The sequence below is a fragment of the Janthinobacterium sp. SUN026 genome, assembly GCF_030397625.1.
In the GTDB taxonomy this organism is placed as follows: domain Bacteria; phylum Pseudomonadota; class Gammaproteobacteria; order Burkholderiales; family Burkholderiaceae_D; genus Janthinobacterium; species Janthinobacterium kumbetense.
In genome coordinates this window covers 14,227-30,637 of sequence record NZ_JAPQNU010000007.1, presented here as the reverse complement: position 1 = coordinate 30,637, position 16,411 = coordinate 14,227, and the positions used below count along the sequence as shown (strand labels likewise).

The 16,411-nt window shown below is 63.0% G+C and carries 17 protein-coding genes; 7 read left to right on the top strand and 10 right to left on the bottom strand.

The window, feature by feature from the left end; genetic code table 11:
- Nucleotides 1-5: 5 nt before the first annotated feature.
- Together mnmE and OX459_RS24740 are read left to right on the top strand one after the other, a co-directional pair.
- Nucleotides 6-1,385, top strand: coding sequence for a tRNA uridine-5-carboxymethylaminomethyl(34) synthesis GTPase MnmE (mnmE, locus tag OX459_RS24745; RefSeq protein WP_289906933.1), 1,380 nt, complete (start codon nucleotides 6-8; stop codon nucleotides 1,383-1,385).
- A gap of 9 nt (nucleotides 1,386-1,394) precedes the next feature.
- Complete coding sequence (locus tag OX459_RS24740) at nucleotides 1,395-1,694, top strand: hypothetical protein (RefSeq protein ID WP_143451424.1); 300 nt, start codon at nucleotides 1,395-1,397, stop codon at nucleotides 1,692-1,694.
- A 23-nt stretch (nucleotides 1,695-1,717) separates the two neighbouring features.
- Here the strand turns inward: OX459_RS24740 and OX459_RS24735 are convergent, their stop codons facing one another.
- Nucleotides 1,718-3,415 carry a M1 family metallopeptidase gene (locus tag OX459_RS24735; protein ID WP_289906932.1) on the bottom strand — a complete coding sequence of 566 codons (1,698 nt, stop codon included), beginning with the start codon at nucleotides 3,413-3,415 and terminating at the stop codon, nucleotides 1,718-1,720.
- A gap of 179 nt (nucleotides 3,416-3,594) precedes the next feature.
- On the opposite strand from OX459_RS24735, the gene OX459_RS24730 reads away from it, so the two are divergent.
- Nucleotides 3,595-3,795, top strand: coding sequence for a hypothetical protein (locus tag OX459_RS24730; protein ID WP_077408887.1), 201 nt, complete (start codon nucleotides 3,595-3,597; stop codon nucleotides 3,793-3,795).
- A 13-nt stretch (nucleotides 3,796-3,808) separates the two neighbouring features.
- Here OX459_RS24730 and OX459_RS24725 read toward each other — a convergent pair whose 3' ends face one another.
- Both OX459_RS24725 and OX459_RS24720 read right to left on the bottom strand, forming a co-directional pair.
- Nucleotides 3,809-4,444 (bottom strand): Hpt domain-containing protein, encoded by a 636-nt coding sequence (locus OX459_RS24725; RefSeq protein WP_099666169.1) that lies wholly within the window; start codon nucleotides 4,442-4,444, stop codon nucleotides 3,809-3,811.
- A gap of 108 nt (nucleotides 4,445-4,552) precedes the next feature.
- Nucleotides 4,553-5,506 carry a CAP domain-containing protein gene (locus OX459_RS24720; protein WP_354669681.1) on the bottom strand — a complete coding sequence of 318 codons (954 nt, stop codon included), beginning with the start codon at nucleotides 5,504-5,506 and terminating at the stop codon, nucleotides 4,553-4,555.
- Nucleotides 5,507-5,775: 269 nt separating this feature from the next.
- Here OX459_RS24720 and pssA point away from each other — a divergent pair, with 269 nt between their 5' ends.
- On the top strand, nucleotides 5,776-6,516 hold the full coding sequence (gene pssA, locus OX459_RS24715; protein ID WP_289907057.1) for a CDP-diacylglycerol--serine O-phosphatidyltransferase: 741 nt from the start codon (nucleotides 5,776-5,778) through the stop codon (nucleotides 6,514-6,516).
- Here pssA and OX459_RS24710 read toward each other — a convergent pair.
- On the bottom strand, nucleotides 6,513-7,439 hold the full coding sequence (locus OX459_RS24710) for an aldo/keto reductase (RefSeq protein WP_251351656.1): 927 nt from the start codon (nucleotides 7,437-7,439) through the stop codon (nucleotides 6,513-6,515). The genes pssA and OX459_RS24710 overlap by 4 nt on opposite strands.
- 56 nt (nucleotides 7,440-7,495) lie before the next feature.
- On the bottom strand, nucleotides 7,496-8,059 hold the full coding sequence (locus OX459_RS24705) for a TetR/AcrR family transcriptional regulator (protein WP_218965297.1): 564 nt from the start codon (nucleotides 8,057-8,059) through the stop codon (nucleotides 7,496-7,498).
- 230 nt (nucleotides 8,060-8,289) lie between these two features.
- On the opposite strand from OX459_RS24705, the gene OX459_RS24700 reads away from it, so the two are divergent.
- The 3 genes from OX459_RS24700 to OX459_RS24690 are packed head-to-tail and all read left to right on the top strand — an operon-like array spanning nucleotide 8,290 to nucleotide 12,220.
- Entirely contained in the window at nucleotides 8,290-8,982 is a 693-nt protein-coding gene (locus OX459_RS24700; protein WP_289900485.1) for a gluconate 2-dehydrogenase subunit 3 family protein, read from the top strand.
- A gap of 38 nt (nucleotides 8,983-9,020) precedes the next feature.
- Entirely contained in the window at nucleotides 9,021-10,808 is a 1,788-nt protein-coding gene (locus OX459_RS24695; protein ID WP_257218818.1) for a GMC family oxidoreductase, read from the top strand.
- Between the two features lie 14 nt (nucleotides 10,809-10,822).
- Nucleotides 10,823-12,220, top strand: coding sequence for a cytochrome c (locus OX459_RS24690; protein WP_289906931.1), 1,398 nt, complete (start codon nucleotides 10,823-10,825; stop codon nucleotides 12,218-12,220).
- Nucleotides 12,221-12,290: 70 nt separating this feature from the next.
- Here OX459_RS24690 and OX459_RS24685 read toward each other — a convergent pair whose 3' ends face one another.
- The 5 genes from OX459_RS24685 to OX459_RS24665 form a co-directional block, all read right to left on the bottom strand.
- Nucleotides 12,291-13,436, bottom strand: a complete 1,146-nt coding sequence (locus OX459_RS24685; RefSeq protein ID WP_099668326.1) for a D-alanyl-D-alanine carboxypeptidase family protein — start codon at nucleotides 13,434-13,436, stop codon at nucleotides 12,291-12,293.
- A 114-nt stretch (nucleotides 13,437-13,550) separates the two neighbouring features.
- Nucleotides 13,551-14,204: an alpha/beta hydrolase gene (locus OX459_RS24680; RefSeq protein WP_289906930.1), complete on the bottom strand. Its 654-nt coding sequence runs from the start codon at nucleotides 14,202-14,204 to the stop codon at nucleotides 13,551-13,553.
- A gap of 35 nt (nucleotides 14,205-14,239) precedes the next feature.
- On the bottom strand, nucleotides 14,240-14,557 hold the full coding sequence (locus tag OX459_RS24675; protein ID WP_034781335.1) for a ferredoxin: 318 nt from the start codon (nucleotides 14,555-14,557) through the stop codon (nucleotides 14,240-14,242).
- A 40-nt stretch (nucleotides 14,558-14,597) separates the two neighbouring features.
- Nucleotides 14,598-15,785 carry a VanZ family protein gene (locus tag OX459_RS24670; RefSeq protein ID WP_289906929.1) on the bottom strand — a complete coding sequence of 396 codons (1,188 nt, stop codon included), beginning with the start codon at nucleotides 15,783-15,785 and terminating at the stop codon, nucleotides 14,598-14,600.
- Nucleotides 15,782-16,402 (bottom strand): ABC-type transport auxiliary lipoprotein family protein, encoded by a 621-nt coding sequence (locus OX459_RS24665; protein ID WP_289906928.1) that lies wholly within the window; start codon nucleotides 16,400-16,402, stop codon nucleotides 15,782-15,784. The genes OX459_RS24670 and OX459_RS24665 overlap by 4 nt, the downstream gene beginning before the upstream one ends.
- Between the last annotated feature and the right edge of the window lie 9 nt (nucleotides 16,403-16,411).

Genomic DNA, 16,411 nt, shown 5'->3' with positions numbered 1-16,411 from the left:
TCCCCATGAAACTCGACTCTTCCCCTATCGCCGCCATCGCCACCGCTCCCGGACGCGGCGGCATCGGCGTGGTACGCGCCTCCGGCAAAAATCTCGCTCCGTTAATGACGGCCCTGTTCGGCGCGCAGCAACTGAAACCGCGCCACGCCACCTACCTGCCATTTACGGAAAGCGACGGCGCCATCATCGACCAGGGCATCGCCATCCATTTCAAGGGCCCGCATTCGTACACGGGCGAAGACGTGCTGGAATTGCAGGGCCACGGCGGCCCCGTGGTGCTGCAGCTGCTGCTGGCGCGCGTGCTGGAAGCGGGCCGTGACAGCGGCTTGCGCCTGGCCGAACCGGGCGAATTCACGCGGCGCGCGTTTTTGAATGACAAGCTTGATCTGGCGCAAGCCGAAGCCGTGGCCGACCTGATCGATGCCTCCACGGAGGCGGCCGCCAAGTCCGCTTCGCAATCGCTGTCGGGCGCGTTTTCGAACACCATCCACGCGCTGGTCGAGCAGGTGACGGGACTGCGCATGCTGGTCGAGGCGACCCTGGACTTCCCGGAAGAAGAGATCGACTTCCTGGAAAAATCGAATGCGCGCGGCCAGTTGAAAGCCGTCATCGCAGCGTTGCATAAAGTGTTTGCGCAGGCGGCGCAGGGCGCGCTGCTGCGCGAAGGTCTCAATGTCGTGCTGGCGGGCCAGCCGAACGTGGGCAAATCGTCGCTGCTGAACGCGCTGGCGGGCGCCGACGTGGCGATCGTCACGCCGATCGCCGGCACCACGCGCGACAAGGTCAGCGAAACCATCCAGATCGAAGGCATTCCGCTCAACATCATCGACACGGCCGGCATCCGCAGCGCGGGCGACACCATCGACGCCGTCGAGCGCATCGGCATCGAACGCACCTGGGGCGAGATCGGCAAGGCCGACGTGATCCTGCACCTGCTCGATGCCGACCACGGTCCCACCCTGGCCGATGAAACCATCGTCGCCGCCTTCCCGGAAGGCGTGCCGGTGGTGCGCGTGTGGAACAAGATCGACCTGTCGGGCCACAAGCCCAGCGTCGACAGCTTGCCCGACGCCACCCACGTGTATCTGTCCGCGCACGAGCACATCGGCATCGACTTGCTGCGTGCCGAGCTGTTGCGCATCGCCGGCTGGCAGCAGACGGGCGAATCGCTGTACCTGGCGCGCGAACGCCATTTGATCGCGCTCAAATCGGCCGGCAAGCACCTGGACATCGCCGCCGAACACGCGGCGCAGGACGACCAGTCGCTGGACTTGTTTGCGGAAGAACTGCGCCTGGCGCAGGTGCAGCTGTCGAGCATCACGGGCGAGTTTTCGCCTGACGATCTGCTGGGCGTGATTTTCAGCCGTTTCTGCATCGGCAAGTAAGGGCACACGATGAAAATGTTGATCGCTGCCGCACTGTGCTGTCTGCCCTTGCTGGTTCAGGCAGAGGAAAAGCTGCCGCGCGACGTGGTGCAGTTCATTGATCATGCGCAAATGTGCGAACACTTTGCCGGCGAGTGGGATGACAACGACAAGGCGCGCCAGCGCGAGATCACGCAAGCCGTGGCCGCTTTTTGCGGCCAGGCGCAGCGGCAGTGGAAACGGCTGTCCGCCAAGTATGCGGGACAGCCGAAGCTGGAAAAAGTCATTGCCGACAATGCCAATGACGCGGTGCGCAGTTTCCGGAAATAACGGCTGCCCTGGCTTGCGGCGGCTCAGCTCTTCTTGCGCTTGGCTTGCTCTTCCCTGAATGTCTGGAAGGCTTCGATATGCTCGGCCCGCCGCAGCACGCGCGAGCGCGGGTCGAGCGTGTACGTGGCGCCAGCCGGCAGGGGCAGTTCGCCAAAGCCCAGCGCCATGGAAACGGTATGGATTTCCTTGCCGATACGAACTTCCACCGGCATCAGGAAGGCGAGGTCGGCAGGCGTCTTCCACAGCAGGCGCAGGGTGTCGCCGTCCCGCACGGCGGACAGCTCCGGCAGCGCGGCCTGGTACAGATAGGTCTGGAAGAACCAGTCGTAATTGCTGCCCGTGACTTTGTTGACGATGGCCATGAATTCCTGCGTGCTGCCATAGCGGGGCTGGAACTGGCCCGGCTGCGGCTGTTCCGTGCCGTAGACGAGCAGGCGCACGGCGCGGAAGAAGGCGTCGTCGCCGATCAGGCCGCGCAAGGTGTGCAGCACCAGCGCGCCTTTGGCATAGATGTCGCCGCCGGGCCCTCCTTTTTTCTCGTCGTAGACCTCTTCCTCGCTTTTCGGCTTGCCCGAGACCATGGGCGCCTTGTTGGCGATGCCGGCGCGCATTTGCTGTAACGCAGCAAAATACTCCTGCTCCCCCCGCAGATATTGCATGTACAGCGGTTGCATGTACGTGCCGAAACCTTCGTGCAGCCACATGTCGTCCCAGTTGCTGTTGGTGAGCTGGTTGCCGAACCATTCGTGCGCAAATTCATGCTGCAGCAGTTCGTCGTAGCCATAGCTGGTCTTGGCGAATTTGTTGCCATAGGCATTGATGGTCTGGTGCTCCATGCCCTTGTGCGGTGTTTCGGCGATGCCGACCTTTTCATCGCCAAACGGGTAGGGGCCGATGACGCTTTCAAAAAAATCTAGCATGGGCGGCAATTCCGCGAACAGGGCGCCCGCCTTGGCTTCGCTTTCCGGCAGATACCAGAATTGCAGGGGGATGCGGTTGCCGTAGCGGCTAGCATACTCGCCCTGCAAGCTGCGGTAGGGCGCCACGTTGAGGGCGATGCCATAGGTGCTCGGATGTTTGGCGCGCCAGTGCCAGGTGCGCCAGCCGTCGGCCTCATCCATGCCAAGCGCGACGCCGTTGCCGGCCGCCACCAGCGGCGCCGGCACCTGGATGTGCTGGTCGATCAGCTGGGCCTTGCCCATCGGGTGGTCGATGCAGGGCCAGAACAGGTCGCAGCCTTCGCCTTGCACGGCGCTGGCGATCCACGGCGCGCCATCGGCCGTGCTCGACCACACCATGCCGCCATCCCACGGCGCTTTCACGGCGACGTGCGGCACGCCGTGGTAGACGACGCGGATGGTGGTGCGCGCGCCGGCCGCGAGGGTGGCCGGCAAGGTCATGCTCAGGCGCCCGTCCGGGTTGGCGTAGTCTTGCGGCCGCAGCGCCTTGCCGTCGATTTCGATGGCATCGACGGGCAGGTTGCGGTCCAGGTCCAGCGCGAAGCGCGAGATCGGCTGCGTCGCCAGGAAGGTCAGGCGCGCGTCGCCGGCGATGCTGCGGCTGGCCGGGTCGATGCGCAAGGTCAGGTCGGCGTGTTCGAACACCACCGCCAATTGTTCCGGCGTGCGTTCGGCGCCCGAATTGAGGGTGTAGGCGGTGGGCGTGCGCGTGGCGCAGGCGCTGAGCAGCAAGCAGGAGAGCAGCAGGGGGATGTGTTTCATGGCAAGCGCGCAAGTGGACGGAACACCGATTGTAGTGTGAAGTGACAACGTTGTCGTTTGGAAATTTCATGGCGCCGATGGGGCAAGCGTGGCCGCCGTTGAGAAATGTCATGGGCTTCAAACTGTGCTGACGTAATCTTGCTGAGCGGCCTTGAAGTGCCGCTAGGAAAGGAAGCGCCATGGACAGCAAACAGCCGGATGTCGTGGAATGCGGGGATGAGGTCGTGGCGCGACGATTGCCCGCCATGCCGGAATTGATCGCCACCTTGCCGCCGAAAGGCGCGTGCTGGTACTGCGACAAGCCGCTCGACGCCGTGCGCCGCTTTTGCGGCAAGAGCTGTGGCATGGCTTACGCGGAAGAGGCGCAATACCACCCTTGAGGGGGGGGGGCGGCTAGCGGCGCCGCAGCAGCGCCGCCAGTGCGCCGTCGTAGTCGAACTCATGCGCGGCAGCCGCTACTTCCTGGTAGACATGCACGCCCAGGCTGGCCGCCAGCAGGCTGGCCGAGTTTTCCAGGATGTCGATGGCTGCGCCGTCGCCTTCGCGCAGGTGGCTGGCCAGGCGCGCCAGCAGCAGCTGGATGGCGGGCGCGGCCGGATCGGGTGCCACGTCCTGCGCCGCCGTATGGGTGGCCTCCGGCGTGCCCAGCATGCTGCTGACCGCGCCCAGCAATTGATCCTGCGCCAGTTCCAGCTGCAGCATCTGCCGGGCCAGGTCGGGCGCTTGCGCGCGCAGTGCCGATTCCAGCGTTTCCGCCAGGCCGTGCACGTGGTGCGCGCCGATCATGCCGGCGGCGCCCTTCAGCGTATGCGCCTTCAGGCGCGCGGAGGCATAGTTGCCCGTGTCGAATTCGGCGCGGATCTGGCACGGCGTGGTGCCGTGGTCATGCAGGAAGCGGCGCAGGATTTTCAGATACAGGATGCGGTCGCCCATGATGCGGCCCAGTCCGTTCTCGACATCGAGAATACGGACCATGTCGGATGCCGCGAGGGCGGCATCATCATCGCAAGTGGCGTGTGGTTTCATCATGCCTGGTGTGCAGAGGGCCCCAAAACTTGTCAATTGCATTCACGCAATATCCATCATTTTACATCCAGTTGCCCTCGCTACTGCGTCCGCTTGGCAGACGCTGCCAGATTAACGCGTCGTGAATGACCAGCTGCGCGTGACGCTCGCGCCATTGACTTTGCCGATGAAACTCACGTCATAGGTGGTGGCCGCCAGCAGGGGGGCCAGCGGGATGATGGCGGCCACCGAGCGCGATGTATTGACGGCATCGGTTTCCTTGCTGAGCAGGCGTACCGTCAGGTCCGTGCCGGCGCCACGCTGGCGCACGGTGAATGTCGTCACGCTGAGGGTGGCGTCGAAATTCGCATGGACGCTGATGGGGTAGCCGACCACGTCCTGGTTGGGCACGGGATCGGGTTCCTCTTCATTGCTGGCGAAACTGGTGGCGACCTTGGTCTGTCCGTCGAACGGGTAGCTGACGATCTGGCCGGCCGGCAAGCCGGGACCGTAGCGGCTGTTGCCCGCCAGGTCGGTGGTGAAATACGCATAGCCGCTGTTGTTGACGGCCGCGCCGGCGCCGCCTTCCTTGAAGACCGGTTCAAAGATGAGGAAGCGGTGATACACGGCCGTGATCAGGTTTTCCGCCATGTAGAAACCGGAATTGGTCGACACGCCCGCGATGACTTCGCCCCAGACGGAAGTGACGCCATAGCCGGACGCGGTCAGGCGGTCATACAGTGTTTCGCCGGTAAAGCCGGGCTTGCCTTTCACTTGATTGTGCACCACCACATTATTGCTGTTCAGATAATTGGAGTGGCCGAGTGCCGCGTTGTCGATCTGGCTATTGCGCACCAGCGGCGCCAGGCCGATCTGGCCGCGCCGGTAATTGATCCAGTTGAAACCATCGGTGGCGATATTGTTGCTGAGGACGGGAGCGCCCGGCTCCTGTGTCAGCTGCCCGGCCTGGGTCGAGGTGTTCAGCGACGTCTTGCCGCCGTTATCGCCGCCGCCGCAGGCGCTCAGCAGGGCTGCACTCAGCAGGGCGGGTATCCAGTACTTCCAACGCAGTGACGAGACAATCAAGTTGACTCCTGTATAGGTAGGCGGGCAGCGGTGGGGGCTGGCGTGCTGCCCTGTGAAACGATTCTAAGGCATTTTTATATGCCGTAGAGCATCAATGACAAGATATGTCGCGTGCTCGTGCGCAGACGGTGCCGCAGCTGCGCAGGGTAGAATGAGCATAGTGCAGCGTTTGCCGCTGCGTTGCCTCATTTCCGCTACTTTGATTGCCCACAAATTTGAACACATTGCCCAAGTCGCGCCTGCAGCGCGCCAAATACGCCTTGCCCAGCATGGTGACTTTGCTTTCGATAGCCTGCGGTTTTGCCAGCATCGTCATCTCCGTCGATAACGCCGGTGTCGGCAACCCCGCCGATTACCGGCTGGCGGCCGCGCTGCTGGTGCTGGCCGGCGTGTTCGACGCGCTCGACGGCTACGTGGCGCGCCTGACGAACACCAGCTCGCAGTTCGGCGTGCAGCTCGATTCCATCGCCGACGTGATGAATTTCGGCTGCGCCCCGGCCGTATTGCTGTACTGCTACGGCTTCGTGCAGATGGGCGTGCACGATCCGCTGCTGCTGCGCTTTGGCGGCATGGCCAGCTTCTTCTTTGTCGCGTGCGGCGCTATGCGCCTGGCACGCTTCAATGTGAACGTGGGACGGACGGATCCCCTGTATTTCGTCGGCATGCCGATCACGGCCGGGGCCGCCTGCGTGGCGGCCGTCGTGGTGGCCTGGCCGGCGCCCATCGATTCCATGTTGCACAGCTATCTGCTGATGCTATTGCTGGTGGGCGTGGGCAGCCTGATGGTGTCGACCTTGCGCTTCCCCAGCTCCAAGCAAAAGAAAAGCCTGGCCGCGCTGCTGGTGCTGATCGTCGCCGTCGCCCTGCTGGTGTGGCTGAAGACCAGCTTCTTCGCGCTGTTCTTCGCCGTCTACATCGGCGCCACCCTGGCGCTCAACTTGGCGTGGCACCTGGGCTGGCGGGGTATTGCGTTGCCGCAAGTCTTCAATGACCCGGACGAGATAGACTAAGCCACCTCGTGCCCGCGCGCGGCGCGCAGGATGGCGAACCAATCGCTGCGGCTGAGCGCAAATTGCGTGCCCTCCACGGCCACGCCGACGGCTTCGATGCGGCCCGTGCCCGTCAGCGGCAGGGGGCGGCATGGCAGTTGCATGATCCAGGCGAATACCACGCTGGCAAACGGACGCTGCAGTTCATCCGCGATCTGCTTGATGACATTGCGCAAGTTCTCCACATTCGCATCGCCGCCCTGGAACAGCCGTCCGCCCGCCAGCGGCGACCAGATCATCGGCGCCACGCCCACGTCCTGCAAGCCGTCGAAAGTTTCATCGAACAGCGGCGTCACGTGCAGCGGTGAAAATTCCACCTGGTTCGTCACCAGCGGGAAGCGCCGGTGCAGGCACTCGAACTGGTGGCGGCTGAAATTCGACACGCCAAAGTGCAAGACCTTGCCCGCCGCTTTCAATTGCGTGAAGGCGCCGGCGATCTCGTCGAAATCCATCAGCGGGTCGGGGCGGTGGATCAGCAGCAAGTCCAGGCGGTCCGTCTGCAACTGGCGCAAGGTGTGTTCCACGGAACTGGTGATGTGCGCCGCGCTCGTGTCGTAATGCTGGATGGCATGGCCGGGACGGTGCGGCGACAGCAGCTTGATGCCGCATTTGCTGACCAGCTCCATCTTGTCGCGCAAGCCCGGCTGCAGGGCCAGCGCTTCGCCGAACAGGCCTTCGGCGCTGTAATCGCCATAGATGTCGGCATGGTCGAAGCTCGATACGCCCAGCGCCAGGCATTGCTCGATGAAGGCCAGGCGTTGCTGCGCAGACATATTCCACTCGCCGATGCGCCACATGCCGGCGACGATGCGCGACAGTTCGGGACCGTTGCTGCTCAAACGGCTGCGCGGCGCTTGCAGGCTGGCGGGAAATACATGGCTCATGGGCTGGCTTTCTGATGGTGGCGTGAGGGGACTCGCCACGATTATAGCCAGCTAATCTAGAGCATGCTGCGGATAAAGCGGCAACACCGCTCCTGCAAGGCCGCATCGAGCTGGCCGCCCAGCTGCATCTGGTACACGAGCGCCGATTGCAGCATGAAGGCGAACAGGCGCAGGTCGAGGTCGGCGCGCACGCCGATGTTGAGCAGGCGCTGCACCACCAGGCTGATCCACGGCGCGACGATCTGCTCGCGAAAGCGCAGTTGCGCCGCCGCATCGTTGTGGATCAGCACCAATAAATCGCAGGTGAAGCGGCCGTCGGCGTTCAGGTTGTCGAAGATGCGCGCGCAGATCGCCTCGATTTCCTGGCCGTCCGGCATGTCGAGCGCGCGCTGCAGCTTTTCCGCCGTGCGCTTGACGAGCGCGTCGAGCAGCATGTCTTCGCGGCGCGGCCAGCGCCGGTAGATCGTCTGGCGCCCCACGCCGGCAGCGTCGGCCACCATCTGTATCGTCACCGCGTCGAGCCCATGCAGGCGCACCAGCATGACGATCGCTTCCAATACCGCATCTTCCACACCCGCCTTGCGCGGGCGGCCACGCGCCACTGCCTCTTTTTTGATCACGTCTAACCTGTCTCTGAATGTTTCTTTTAATTATGGTACGATGCGCACCGTAAATGCAAAGCAACTGCTTGTCAATCATCCTGATCAATTAACCGACAGGCAGGTACGCCGCGCCGCGATACTCCAGTCATCTCTACGTGAAATCTGCACTCTCCGCGGCGCGTGTCCGCATTTTCTTTCTGACTCCCACATCCATCACTGTGGCGGCTCGTGCCGCCTGAGGAAAACCTATGAAAATCATCGGGATTTCGCCCCATCGGCGTAACTTCCTGCGCAAGGCCGTCGGCGCCGCGCCTGCCGTGGCCTTGCTGGCCGGCGCCGGCGGCGGCCTGGCCATGGCCGTCTCCAAGGACCAGCCTGCCTACAAACCGCGCTTTTTCGACGCCACCGAATGGGCCACCCTGACGGCGCTGGTCGACCGCCTGATCCCCGCCGACGGCGAAGGGCCGGGCGCGCTGGAATCGGGCGCGCATGAATTCATCGATGCGCAGATGAACACGCCCTACGCGTATGGCGCGCTGTGGTACATGCAAGGGCCGTTCGTGCCGTCGATCGAACAGTTCGGCTACCAGTTCCACATGGCGCCGCGCGAGCTGTACAAGAGCGCCCTGGCCGGCGTCAACGCAGCCGTCCATAAACAGTCCGGCAAGCCTTTCGTGCAGCTGAACGGGGCCGAGCGCGACGCCGTCATCACGCAATTGCAAAAGGGGACGTTGGACATCGGCGAAGTGCCCGCCAAAGTCTTCTTCAACCAGCTGCTGCAAAACACGCGCGAAGGTTACTTTTGCGATCCCGTGCACGGCGGCAACAAGGACATGCTGGCCTGGAAGATGGTCGGTTTCCCCGGCGCGCGCGCCGACTACATGGATTGGGTCGAACAGTATGGCAAGAAATACCCGCTGCCCCCTGTTTCTATCGCATAAGACTTTTTGTAGCAGATCAAAGAAAAAGAAAAACCATCATGAGTGATATCAAACCAGATGTAAAAATGAAGCCTGTCGATGCCGTGATTGTCGGCTTCGGCTGGACCGGCGCCATCATGGCCAAGGAATTGACGGAAGCGGGCCTGAACGTGGTCGCGCTGGAACGCGGCGAGTACCGCGACACCTATCCCGACGGCGCCTATCCGAAGACCCTCGACGAGCTGACCTACATCCAGCGCAGCAAGCTGTTCCAGGACATGTCGAAAAGCACGTTCACCTTCCGCCACAGCATCACGGGCGTGGCCGTGCCCTACCGCCAGATCGGCGCCTTCAAGCCCGGCACGGGCGTGGGCGGCGCGGGCTTGCACTGGTCGGGCATGCACTGGCGCGTCTTGCCGGAAGAGCTGCAGATCCGCAGCCATTACGAACGTCGTTACGGCAAGAAATTCATCCCCGAAGGCATGACGATCCAGGACTTTGGCGTGACTTACGCCGAGCTGGAGCCGCACTTCGATTTTGTGGAGAAAGTTTTCGGCACCTCGGGCCAGGCGTATAAGGTCAACGGCATCGTCGTCGGCGACGGCAATGTGTTCGAGGGCGACCGCTCCGACAATTACGCGCTGGCGCCGCAAAAAGTGCCGTACACGGCCGAACTGTTCCGCCGCGCGGCCAAGGCCGTCGGCTACCACCCGTTCGTCAACGCTTCGTCGAACGCCTCCGGCCCGTACACGAACCCGTACGGCTGCCAGATGGGACCGTGCAACTTCTGCGGTTTCTGCTCCGGCTACGCCTGCTACAACTATTCCAAGGCTTCGCCCAACGTCAACATCATGCCGGCCCTGCGCATGGTGGCCAACTTCGAATTGCGCGCCAACTGCAACGTCGTGCGCATCAACCTCGACGGCAGCAAAAAACGCGCGACGGGCGTGACCTACATCAATGCGGACGGCAAGGCCGTCGAGCAGCCGGCCGACCTGGTCATCGCCAGCGCCTTTGCCTACAACAATGCGCACCTGTTCCTGTTGTCGGGCATCGGCAAGCCATATGACCCCGTCAGCAATGAAGGTGTGGTGGGACGCAACATCGCCTACCAGATGATGTCCACCATCCAGACCTTCTTTAAGGAAGACACGAACACGAACCCCTTCATCGGCGCCGGCGGCACCGGCGTCGCGCTCGACGACTGGAATGGCGACAACTTCGACCATGGCCCGCTGGGCTTTGTGGGCGGCTCGCCCGCCTGGTGCAACCCGGCCGGCTCCAAGCCGATTTCCGGCATCGCCACGCCGGACGGCACGCCCGCCTGGGGTTCGGCCTGGAAAAAGGCCGTCAAGAAGAGCTATTTGAACACGGTATCGTTCGACTGCCACGGCGCCAACATGACGTATCGCGACTGCTATGTCGACCTCGACCCCACCTACACTGACAAGTATGGCCAGCAATTGCTGCGCTTTACCTTCGACTGGAAGGAAAACGACATCAAGATGAGCCGTTTCGTCACCGACAAGATGATGAAGGTGGCCGAGGCCATGAATCCGGAAGCTATCAAGGTGTCCGTCAAGAACGTGGGCGACCACCTCGACTTGCGCAATTACCAGACCACCCACTGGGCGGGCGGCACGGCCATGGGCGCGGACCGCAAGACCAGCGTCGTCAACCGCTACCTGCAGAGCTGGGACGTGCACAACGTGTTTGCCGTCGGTTCCAGCGTGTTCCCGGTCGGCATCGGCTACAACCCGACGGGTCTCGCTTGCGCGCTGACCTACTGGTCGGCCAAGGCCATCCGCGAGCAATACCTGAAAGATCCCCGTCCCCTGGTCGCTTGATAAAGAACAAGAAGATGAACAACACATTCACCCATACCGTGGGCGCGCTGCTGCTGGCGCTCGCCTCCGGCACTGCCTGGTCCGCCACCACGGCCGCTGCCACCACTCCGAACGCCCAGCTGATACGCCAGGGCGAATACCTGGCCCGCGCGGGCGATTGCATCGCCTGTCATACGGCCGGCACGAAAGGCCATCCGTTCGCGGGTGGCCTGGGCATGGAAACGCCGATCGGCAAGGTGTATTCCACCAACATCACGCCGGACAAGAAGGCCGGCATCGGCGACTGGAGCTTTGCCGATTTCGACAAGCTGATGCGCACGGGCGTGACCAAGCACGGCTATACCGTGTATCCGGCCATGCCGTATCCGTCGTACTCGCGCCTGAGCGAGGCGGACATGCAGGCGCTGTACGCCTATTTCATGCATGGCGTGAAGGCGGACCCGACGCCGAACAAGGCGGCCGACATCCCGTGGCCATTGTCGATGCGTTTCCCCTTGACCATCTGGCGCTGGGCCTTCGCTCCCACGCCGCAGCCGTATAAAACGCCGGTCACGGGCGACGCGCAATTGCTGCGCGGCGCCTACCTGGTGCAGGGCCTGGGCCACTGCGGCGCCTGCCATACGGCGCGCGGCGTGGGCATGCAGGAAAAGTCGCTGACGGACGAGGGCAATACCACCTTCCTGGCGGGCGGCGGCGTGATCGACGGCTGGTCCGTGCCCTCGCTGCGCAATGAACACGGCGGCGGTTTGGCGCGCTGGAGCGCGGCGGAGATCGCCGAATTCCTCAAGACGGGCCGCAACAGCCATACGGCCTCGTTCGGCGCCATGAACGACGTGGTGGCCCATTCCATGCAGCACATGACGGATGGCGACCTGGCGGCGATGGCGAAATACCTGAAATCCCTGCCGCCAGCGAATCCGGCCACGCCCGCCTTCGTGGCGGACGACAAGCTGGGCAAGCAATTGTTCAGCGGCATCGTCCATTCCACGGGCGCGCAGTTGTACCTGGACCGTTGCGCCGGTTGTCACCGTTCCGACGGCAAGGGCTACGACAAGGCTTTCCCTGCGCTGGCCGGCAATGCCGTGCTGCAGACGAACGATCCCACGTCTGCCATCAATATCGTGCTGTCGGGCGGCGCCGTGCCCGCCACGCGCACGGCGCCGTCGGCGCTGACGATGGCGCCGTATGCCGACATCTTCAACGATGAGCAGACTGCCCAGGTGGTGACCTTCATCCAGACCAGCTGGGGCAACCGCGGCACGCCCGTGACGGCGGCGCAGGTGGCCAAGGTGCGCAAGGTGTCCGTGCCGGTGGAGCCATCGCAGACGGAAGCGACGTTTGCCGCAGGCCGCCACGGCACCTTCCCGCCCGTGGCGCGCAAGCCGCACTTGAAGGATGTGCCGGCGAAGTAATTGACGTAACGCAAGACGAAAAAAATGCCCGCAGCATCTGCGGGCATTTTTTATGGGGAACGCTAACTGCTTATTTCAACCACAGGCGCATCGAATCCCAGGCGCGGCCGAAGATCGTGGCCTGGTTGATGGTTTCCAGCGCAACGACCGGCAGTTCCAGCAGGACCTTGTCGTCGACCATCATTTTCAGCTTGCCGACAGGCGCGTTTTCAGCCAGTGGCGCGACCAGCGGGTCCTTGCGTTCCAGCACAGGTTTCATCTTGGCAGCCGTGCCTTTTGGTACGGTGACGAGCACATCGCGGGCGAAACCGATTTTCACGGTGCCTTTCGAGCCCTTCCACACTTCCGGCGTGGCCACGGCCTGGCCTTTCGAGTACAGCTTGACCGTATCGAAGTTCTGGAAGCCCCAGTTCAGCAGCTTCTGGCTTTCCTGCGTGCGGGCCTGGTCCGACGTGGTGCCCAGCACCACGGAGATCAGGCGGCGCTCGCCCGTGCCGCCTGGACGGCGGGCCGAGGCGATCATGCAATAGCCGGCCGCTTCCGTGTGGCCCGTCTTCATGCCGTCCACGGTTGGGTCCAGCCACAGCAGGCGGTTGCGGTTAGGCTGGGTGATCTTGTTGTACGTAAAGCTTTTCACGGAATCGATTTTGTAGAATTCCGGGTAATCGGCGATCACGCGCTTGGCCAGCACGGACAGGTCTTGTGCTGTGGAATAGTTATCTGGGCTAGGCAAGCCATGCGGATTGGCAAAACGCGTGTTTTTCAGACCCATGCGTTGCGCTTCGCGGTTCATCAGCACGACGAAGGTGCCTTCATCGCCGGCAACGGCTTCAGCCAGGGCCACGGCGGCATCGTTACCCGATTGAATCATCAGGCCATGCAGCAAGTCGTCGATCGACACGGGCGTGGCCGGGTCGATGAACATCTTCGAGCTGCTCGAATCGACTTTCCAGGCACGCACGGACACATTCACTTTTTGGTCCAGCGCCAGTTTCTTTTCGCGGATGGCGGCAAACGTCAGGTAAGCCGTCATGATCTTGGTCAACGAAGCCGGCTCGATGCGCGCGTCCGGATCTTGCGAAGCAATGATCTGGCCACTGGTGGCGTCAAGCAACAGCCAGGACTTGGCGGCGATGGTCGGGGCTGGAACGCTCTGGGCGTAGGCGGCGGAAAAGAACAATACACTGGAGGCCAGTGCCGCTAAAAGTTTTTTCATGGGGCTGGTCTGCGAGAAAAAGATGAAGGCTGAGGGCCATGCTGTTGCTACCTGCATGGCCGCGTGGAAAAAACGGATCAATTATAGCCGTGGAGGCGCTAGTAAGCCCACACTTCAATGATCATCTGCTGCTATTGCGGGTTTGTCACCATGCCACAGGGCAATCACGAGGTTCTTGATGTGATTGAGCTTGCGGTGGAAAAAATGGTCGGCGCCGGGGATCACGATCACGGGAATGTCTTGTGGACGGGCCCAGTCGAAGACGGCGGACAGGGGAATCGTGTCGTCCAGTTCGCCGTGGATCAGGATGGTGTCGGCGGGAATGTCCGCCATGGCCCACTTGCCGGCCGCGCTGCCGATCAGCGCCAGGCGCTCGGCGGGCGTGCCGGCGGCGGCCAGGCGTTCCTGCAGTTTCGATTGCACGAAGGTGCCGAACGAGAAACCGGACAAGGCCACGGGCAAGCCCGGATACAGGCTGCGCATGTGTTCATACAGCAATTGCATGTCGTCCGTCTCGCCCACGCCATGGTCGTGCACGCCTTCGGACGCGCCGACGCCGCGGAAGTTGATGCGCGCCACCACGTAACCGAGCGCGACAAACGCGCGCGCCAGGGTTTGCGTGACCTTGTTATCCATCGTGCCGCCGTACAGCGGGTGCGGGTGGGCAACGAGGGCGATGCCGCGCGGAGTGTCTGCCGGGAAATCGAGCAAGCCTTCCATGCTGCCTGCATGGCCGGCGAGGGTAAATTTTTCCGAGTTTCTGTTCATGATGCTCATACTGGTGGGTATCTCTTAAATTGGCATTAAATCTTGAGGCGTTCGACAATTTTGCCGCCCACCAGGTGCGTATCGATGATTTCATCGATATCGCTGGTGTCGACATAGGTGTACCAGGTCGCTTCCGGGTAGATCACCAGCAGCGGGCCTTCTTCGCAGCGGTCCATGCAGCCGGCCTGGTTGATGCGGATCTTGCCTGCGCCATTCATGTCGAGCTCCTTGATGCGGCGCTTGCAATGCTTTTGCGCCGCTTCCGCGCCATGGTCGCCGCAGCTGTTGCGGCCGTCTTCACGTTTATTCATGCAGAAAAAAACGTGGCGTTCAAAATACGGTGCGTCGCTCATACTATTCTCCTGCTGATTCATCAATGCGCCATGATAACGCTTATGGGTGGTCTTCGCGACGCTGGCGCTGCGCGTCTTCCTGCCGGTTCAGGCGGTGCGAGGGCAGGCACAGGAACCACAGGGCCATGAAGGGCCACAGCAAGGCGAGGAATTGCGCCGCGCCATTGAAGTTGAGGAACTTGCCTTGCACCCAACCTTGCAAGGTCGACATGAAATACGGGTTGATCGGCGTCGTATTCACCATTACCAGGCTCAACAGCAAGGTGGCGGCCGCGATGCGGCGTTGCGCCACGTGCGGCGCGAACGCCAGGCCGCCCAGCATGATCAGGCCGATCAGGAAACCGCCCTGGGCGCCCGGCGTGATCCAGACGAAGGCGTTTTCCGGCGAAAACAGCAGCGCGCTGGCCATCGAGCGCACGGTCAGGGCGGCGGCGATGAGGATCAGCATCAGCACGGCGCGGGGCGCGGCGCGGCGCAGCAGGCACAGCAAGGTGAGCACGGCGCCCGTCATGCCGCAGGCCGTGATAATGGTTTCTGAAAGCCAATATTGCTCGACCGTTAAGATTACGTCGGGGCGCAGGTAGGTGGCCAGGTCGATCTCCATGCCCGCCAGGCGCGACAGCCAGTCCGACAGGATGGGCAGCAGCTGGCCCAGGCCGAACAGATAGCCTTGCGGATAGATCTGCGCCAGCGGCCACAGGGCCACCAGCACCAGGCCCTGGCTGGCGTGCTGGGCAAACCAGCGCTGACGCAAGCGGTACAAATGGCTATGGTCGAGCAGCTTGCGCGCCGTCAAGGCGCCGATGAGGGAACCGATGAAGCAGCCGGCCGAGTTCGTATAAAAGTCCAGGTTCGACGAAACGCGGCTGGGCAGATAGGTTTGCACGGCTTCCATGCTGCCGGAAATCAACACGCCGCACAGGCTGGCGACGATGACGGCAAAGAAACCTGTGATCCTTGGAAACAGCGAATACACGATCAAGGCGCCCAGCGGGATGTAGCCGACGACGTTGATGCCCACGTCGAAGCCCGTCCAGTAACGGGGCATGCGCGTGTTTTCCAGGAACGTCAGCGGCGACAAGCCATTGCTGTGCCAGCCCGTGAATGGAAACCAGCTGGCGTACACGATCAGGAAGACGTAGGCGAGCAGGGTCGCGCGCGACACGGGCGAGGAGCGGACGGGCGGCAGTGGTGCCGCCGGACTGGCGGGGGAAGCTGGCGCCGTCATTCTTTCGGGATGGTCAGCGTGCCCAGCCAGGTCAGCAGGTCGGCGGCGATGGCGTCCGAGGCCGCCGCCAGCGCCTGCGCGCCCCCTTGCGCGTCGGCGCTGCTTGCCGGGCCGCTGCGGCTGAAGGTTTTCTGGTCGATCAGGCGGTGGCCGCGAAACAGCGAGGCGCGCAGCGACACGTGGCCGCTGCTCTGCGTTTGCGTATCGAAAGCTTGCGAAAAATCATCGACGTCGATGCGCAGCAGGGGCATGCCGGCCGCCGCATCCGTGGTCGACAGCACTTTTACGCCGCTTTGTGCCACGCGCGTCTTCAGGCGCTGGCTCAGCAATTGCAGCGGCGGCGTGTTCCAGCGGTTGTAGGCGTAGGGCCGCGATTGCTGCGCGTCGGCGTACAGCAATCGGTAATACATGCGCTGGCTGTCCAGCCAGGACGGGCCGTTGGCGTCGGCGATCACCAGCACGGGCACGGCGGGCGCCGCCGGTTGCGCGGCTGCCGGCGGCGCGGCCGGGCCGAAATCATAGAAAGTGGGGACAGGGCCGCGGCTGGCGCAGCCGCCGAGCAACAATGCCGTGGCCAGGGCCAGCACGCTGACAGGGGAAAAGCGGGGGAAGTTCATCGTGCAATC

What these genes read in the sequence shown, in the direction of transcription:
- OX459_RS24685 (WP_099668326.1), bottom strand. Translation starts at nt 13,436, where the DNA reads ATGAAAAAACTTTTAGCGGCACTGGCCTCCAGTGTATTGTTCTTTTCC.
- OX459_RS24740 (WP_143451424.1), top strand. Translation starts at nt 1,395, where the DNA reads ATGAAAATGTTGATCGCTGCCGCACTGTGCTGTCTGCCCTTGCTGGTT.
- OX459_RS24695 (WP_257218818.1), top strand. Translation starts at nt 9,021, where the DNA reads ATGAGTGATATCAAACCAGATGTAAAAATGAAGCCTGTCGATGCCGTG.
- OX459_RS24680 (WP_289906930.1), bottom strand. Translation starts at nt 14,204, where the DNA reads ATGAACAGAAACTCGGAAAAATTTACCCTCGCCGGCCATGCAGGCAGC.
- OX459_RS24665 (WP_289906928.1), bottom strand. Translation starts at nt 16,402, where the DNA reads ATGAACTTCCCCCGCTTTTCCCCTGTCAGCGTGCTGGCCCTGGCCACG.
- OX459_RS24735 (WP_289906932.1), bottom strand. Translation starts at nt 3,415, where the DNA reads ATGAAACACATCCCCCTGCTGCTCTCCTGCTTGCTGCTCAGCGCCTGC.
- OX459_RS24725 (WP_099666169.1), bottom strand. Translation starts at nt 4,444, where the DNA reads ATGATGAAACCACACGCCACTTGCGATGATGATGCCGCCCTCGCGGCA.
- OX459_RS24675 (WP_034781335.1), bottom strand. Translation starts at nt 14,557, where the DNA reads ATGAGCGACGCACCGTATTTTGAACGCCACGTTTTTTTCTGCATGAAT.
- OX459_RS24710 (WP_251351656.1), bottom strand. Translation starts at nt 7,439, where the DNA reads ATGAGCCATGTATTTCCCGCCAGCCTGCAAGCGCCGCGCAGCCGTTTG.
- OX459_RS24670 (WP_289906929.1), bottom strand. Translation starts at nt 15,785, where the DNA reads ATGACGGCGCCAGCTTCCCCCGCCAGTCCGGCGGCACCACTGCCGCCC.
- OX459_RS24700 (WP_289900485.1), top strand. Translation starts at nt 8,290, where the DNA reads ATGAAAATCATCGGGATTTCGCCCCATCGGCGTAACTTCCTGCGCAAG.
- OX459_RS24730 (WP_077408887.1), top strand. Translation starts at nt 3,595, where the DNA reads ATGGACAGCAAACAGCCGGATGTCGTGGAATGCGGGGATGAGGTCGTG.
- pssA (WP_289907057.1), top strand. Translation starts at nt 5,776, where the DNA reads ATGGTGACTTTGCTTTCGATAGCCTGCGGTTTTGCCAGCATCGTCATC.
- OX459_RS24690 (WP_289906931.1), top strand. Translation starts at nt 10,823, where the DNA reads ATGAACAACACATTCACCCATACCGTGGGCGCGCTGCTGCTGGCGCTC.
- mnmE (WP_289906933.1), top strand. Translation starts at nt 6, where the DNA reads ATGAAACTCGACTCTTCCCCTATCGCCGCCATCGCCACCGCTCCCGGA.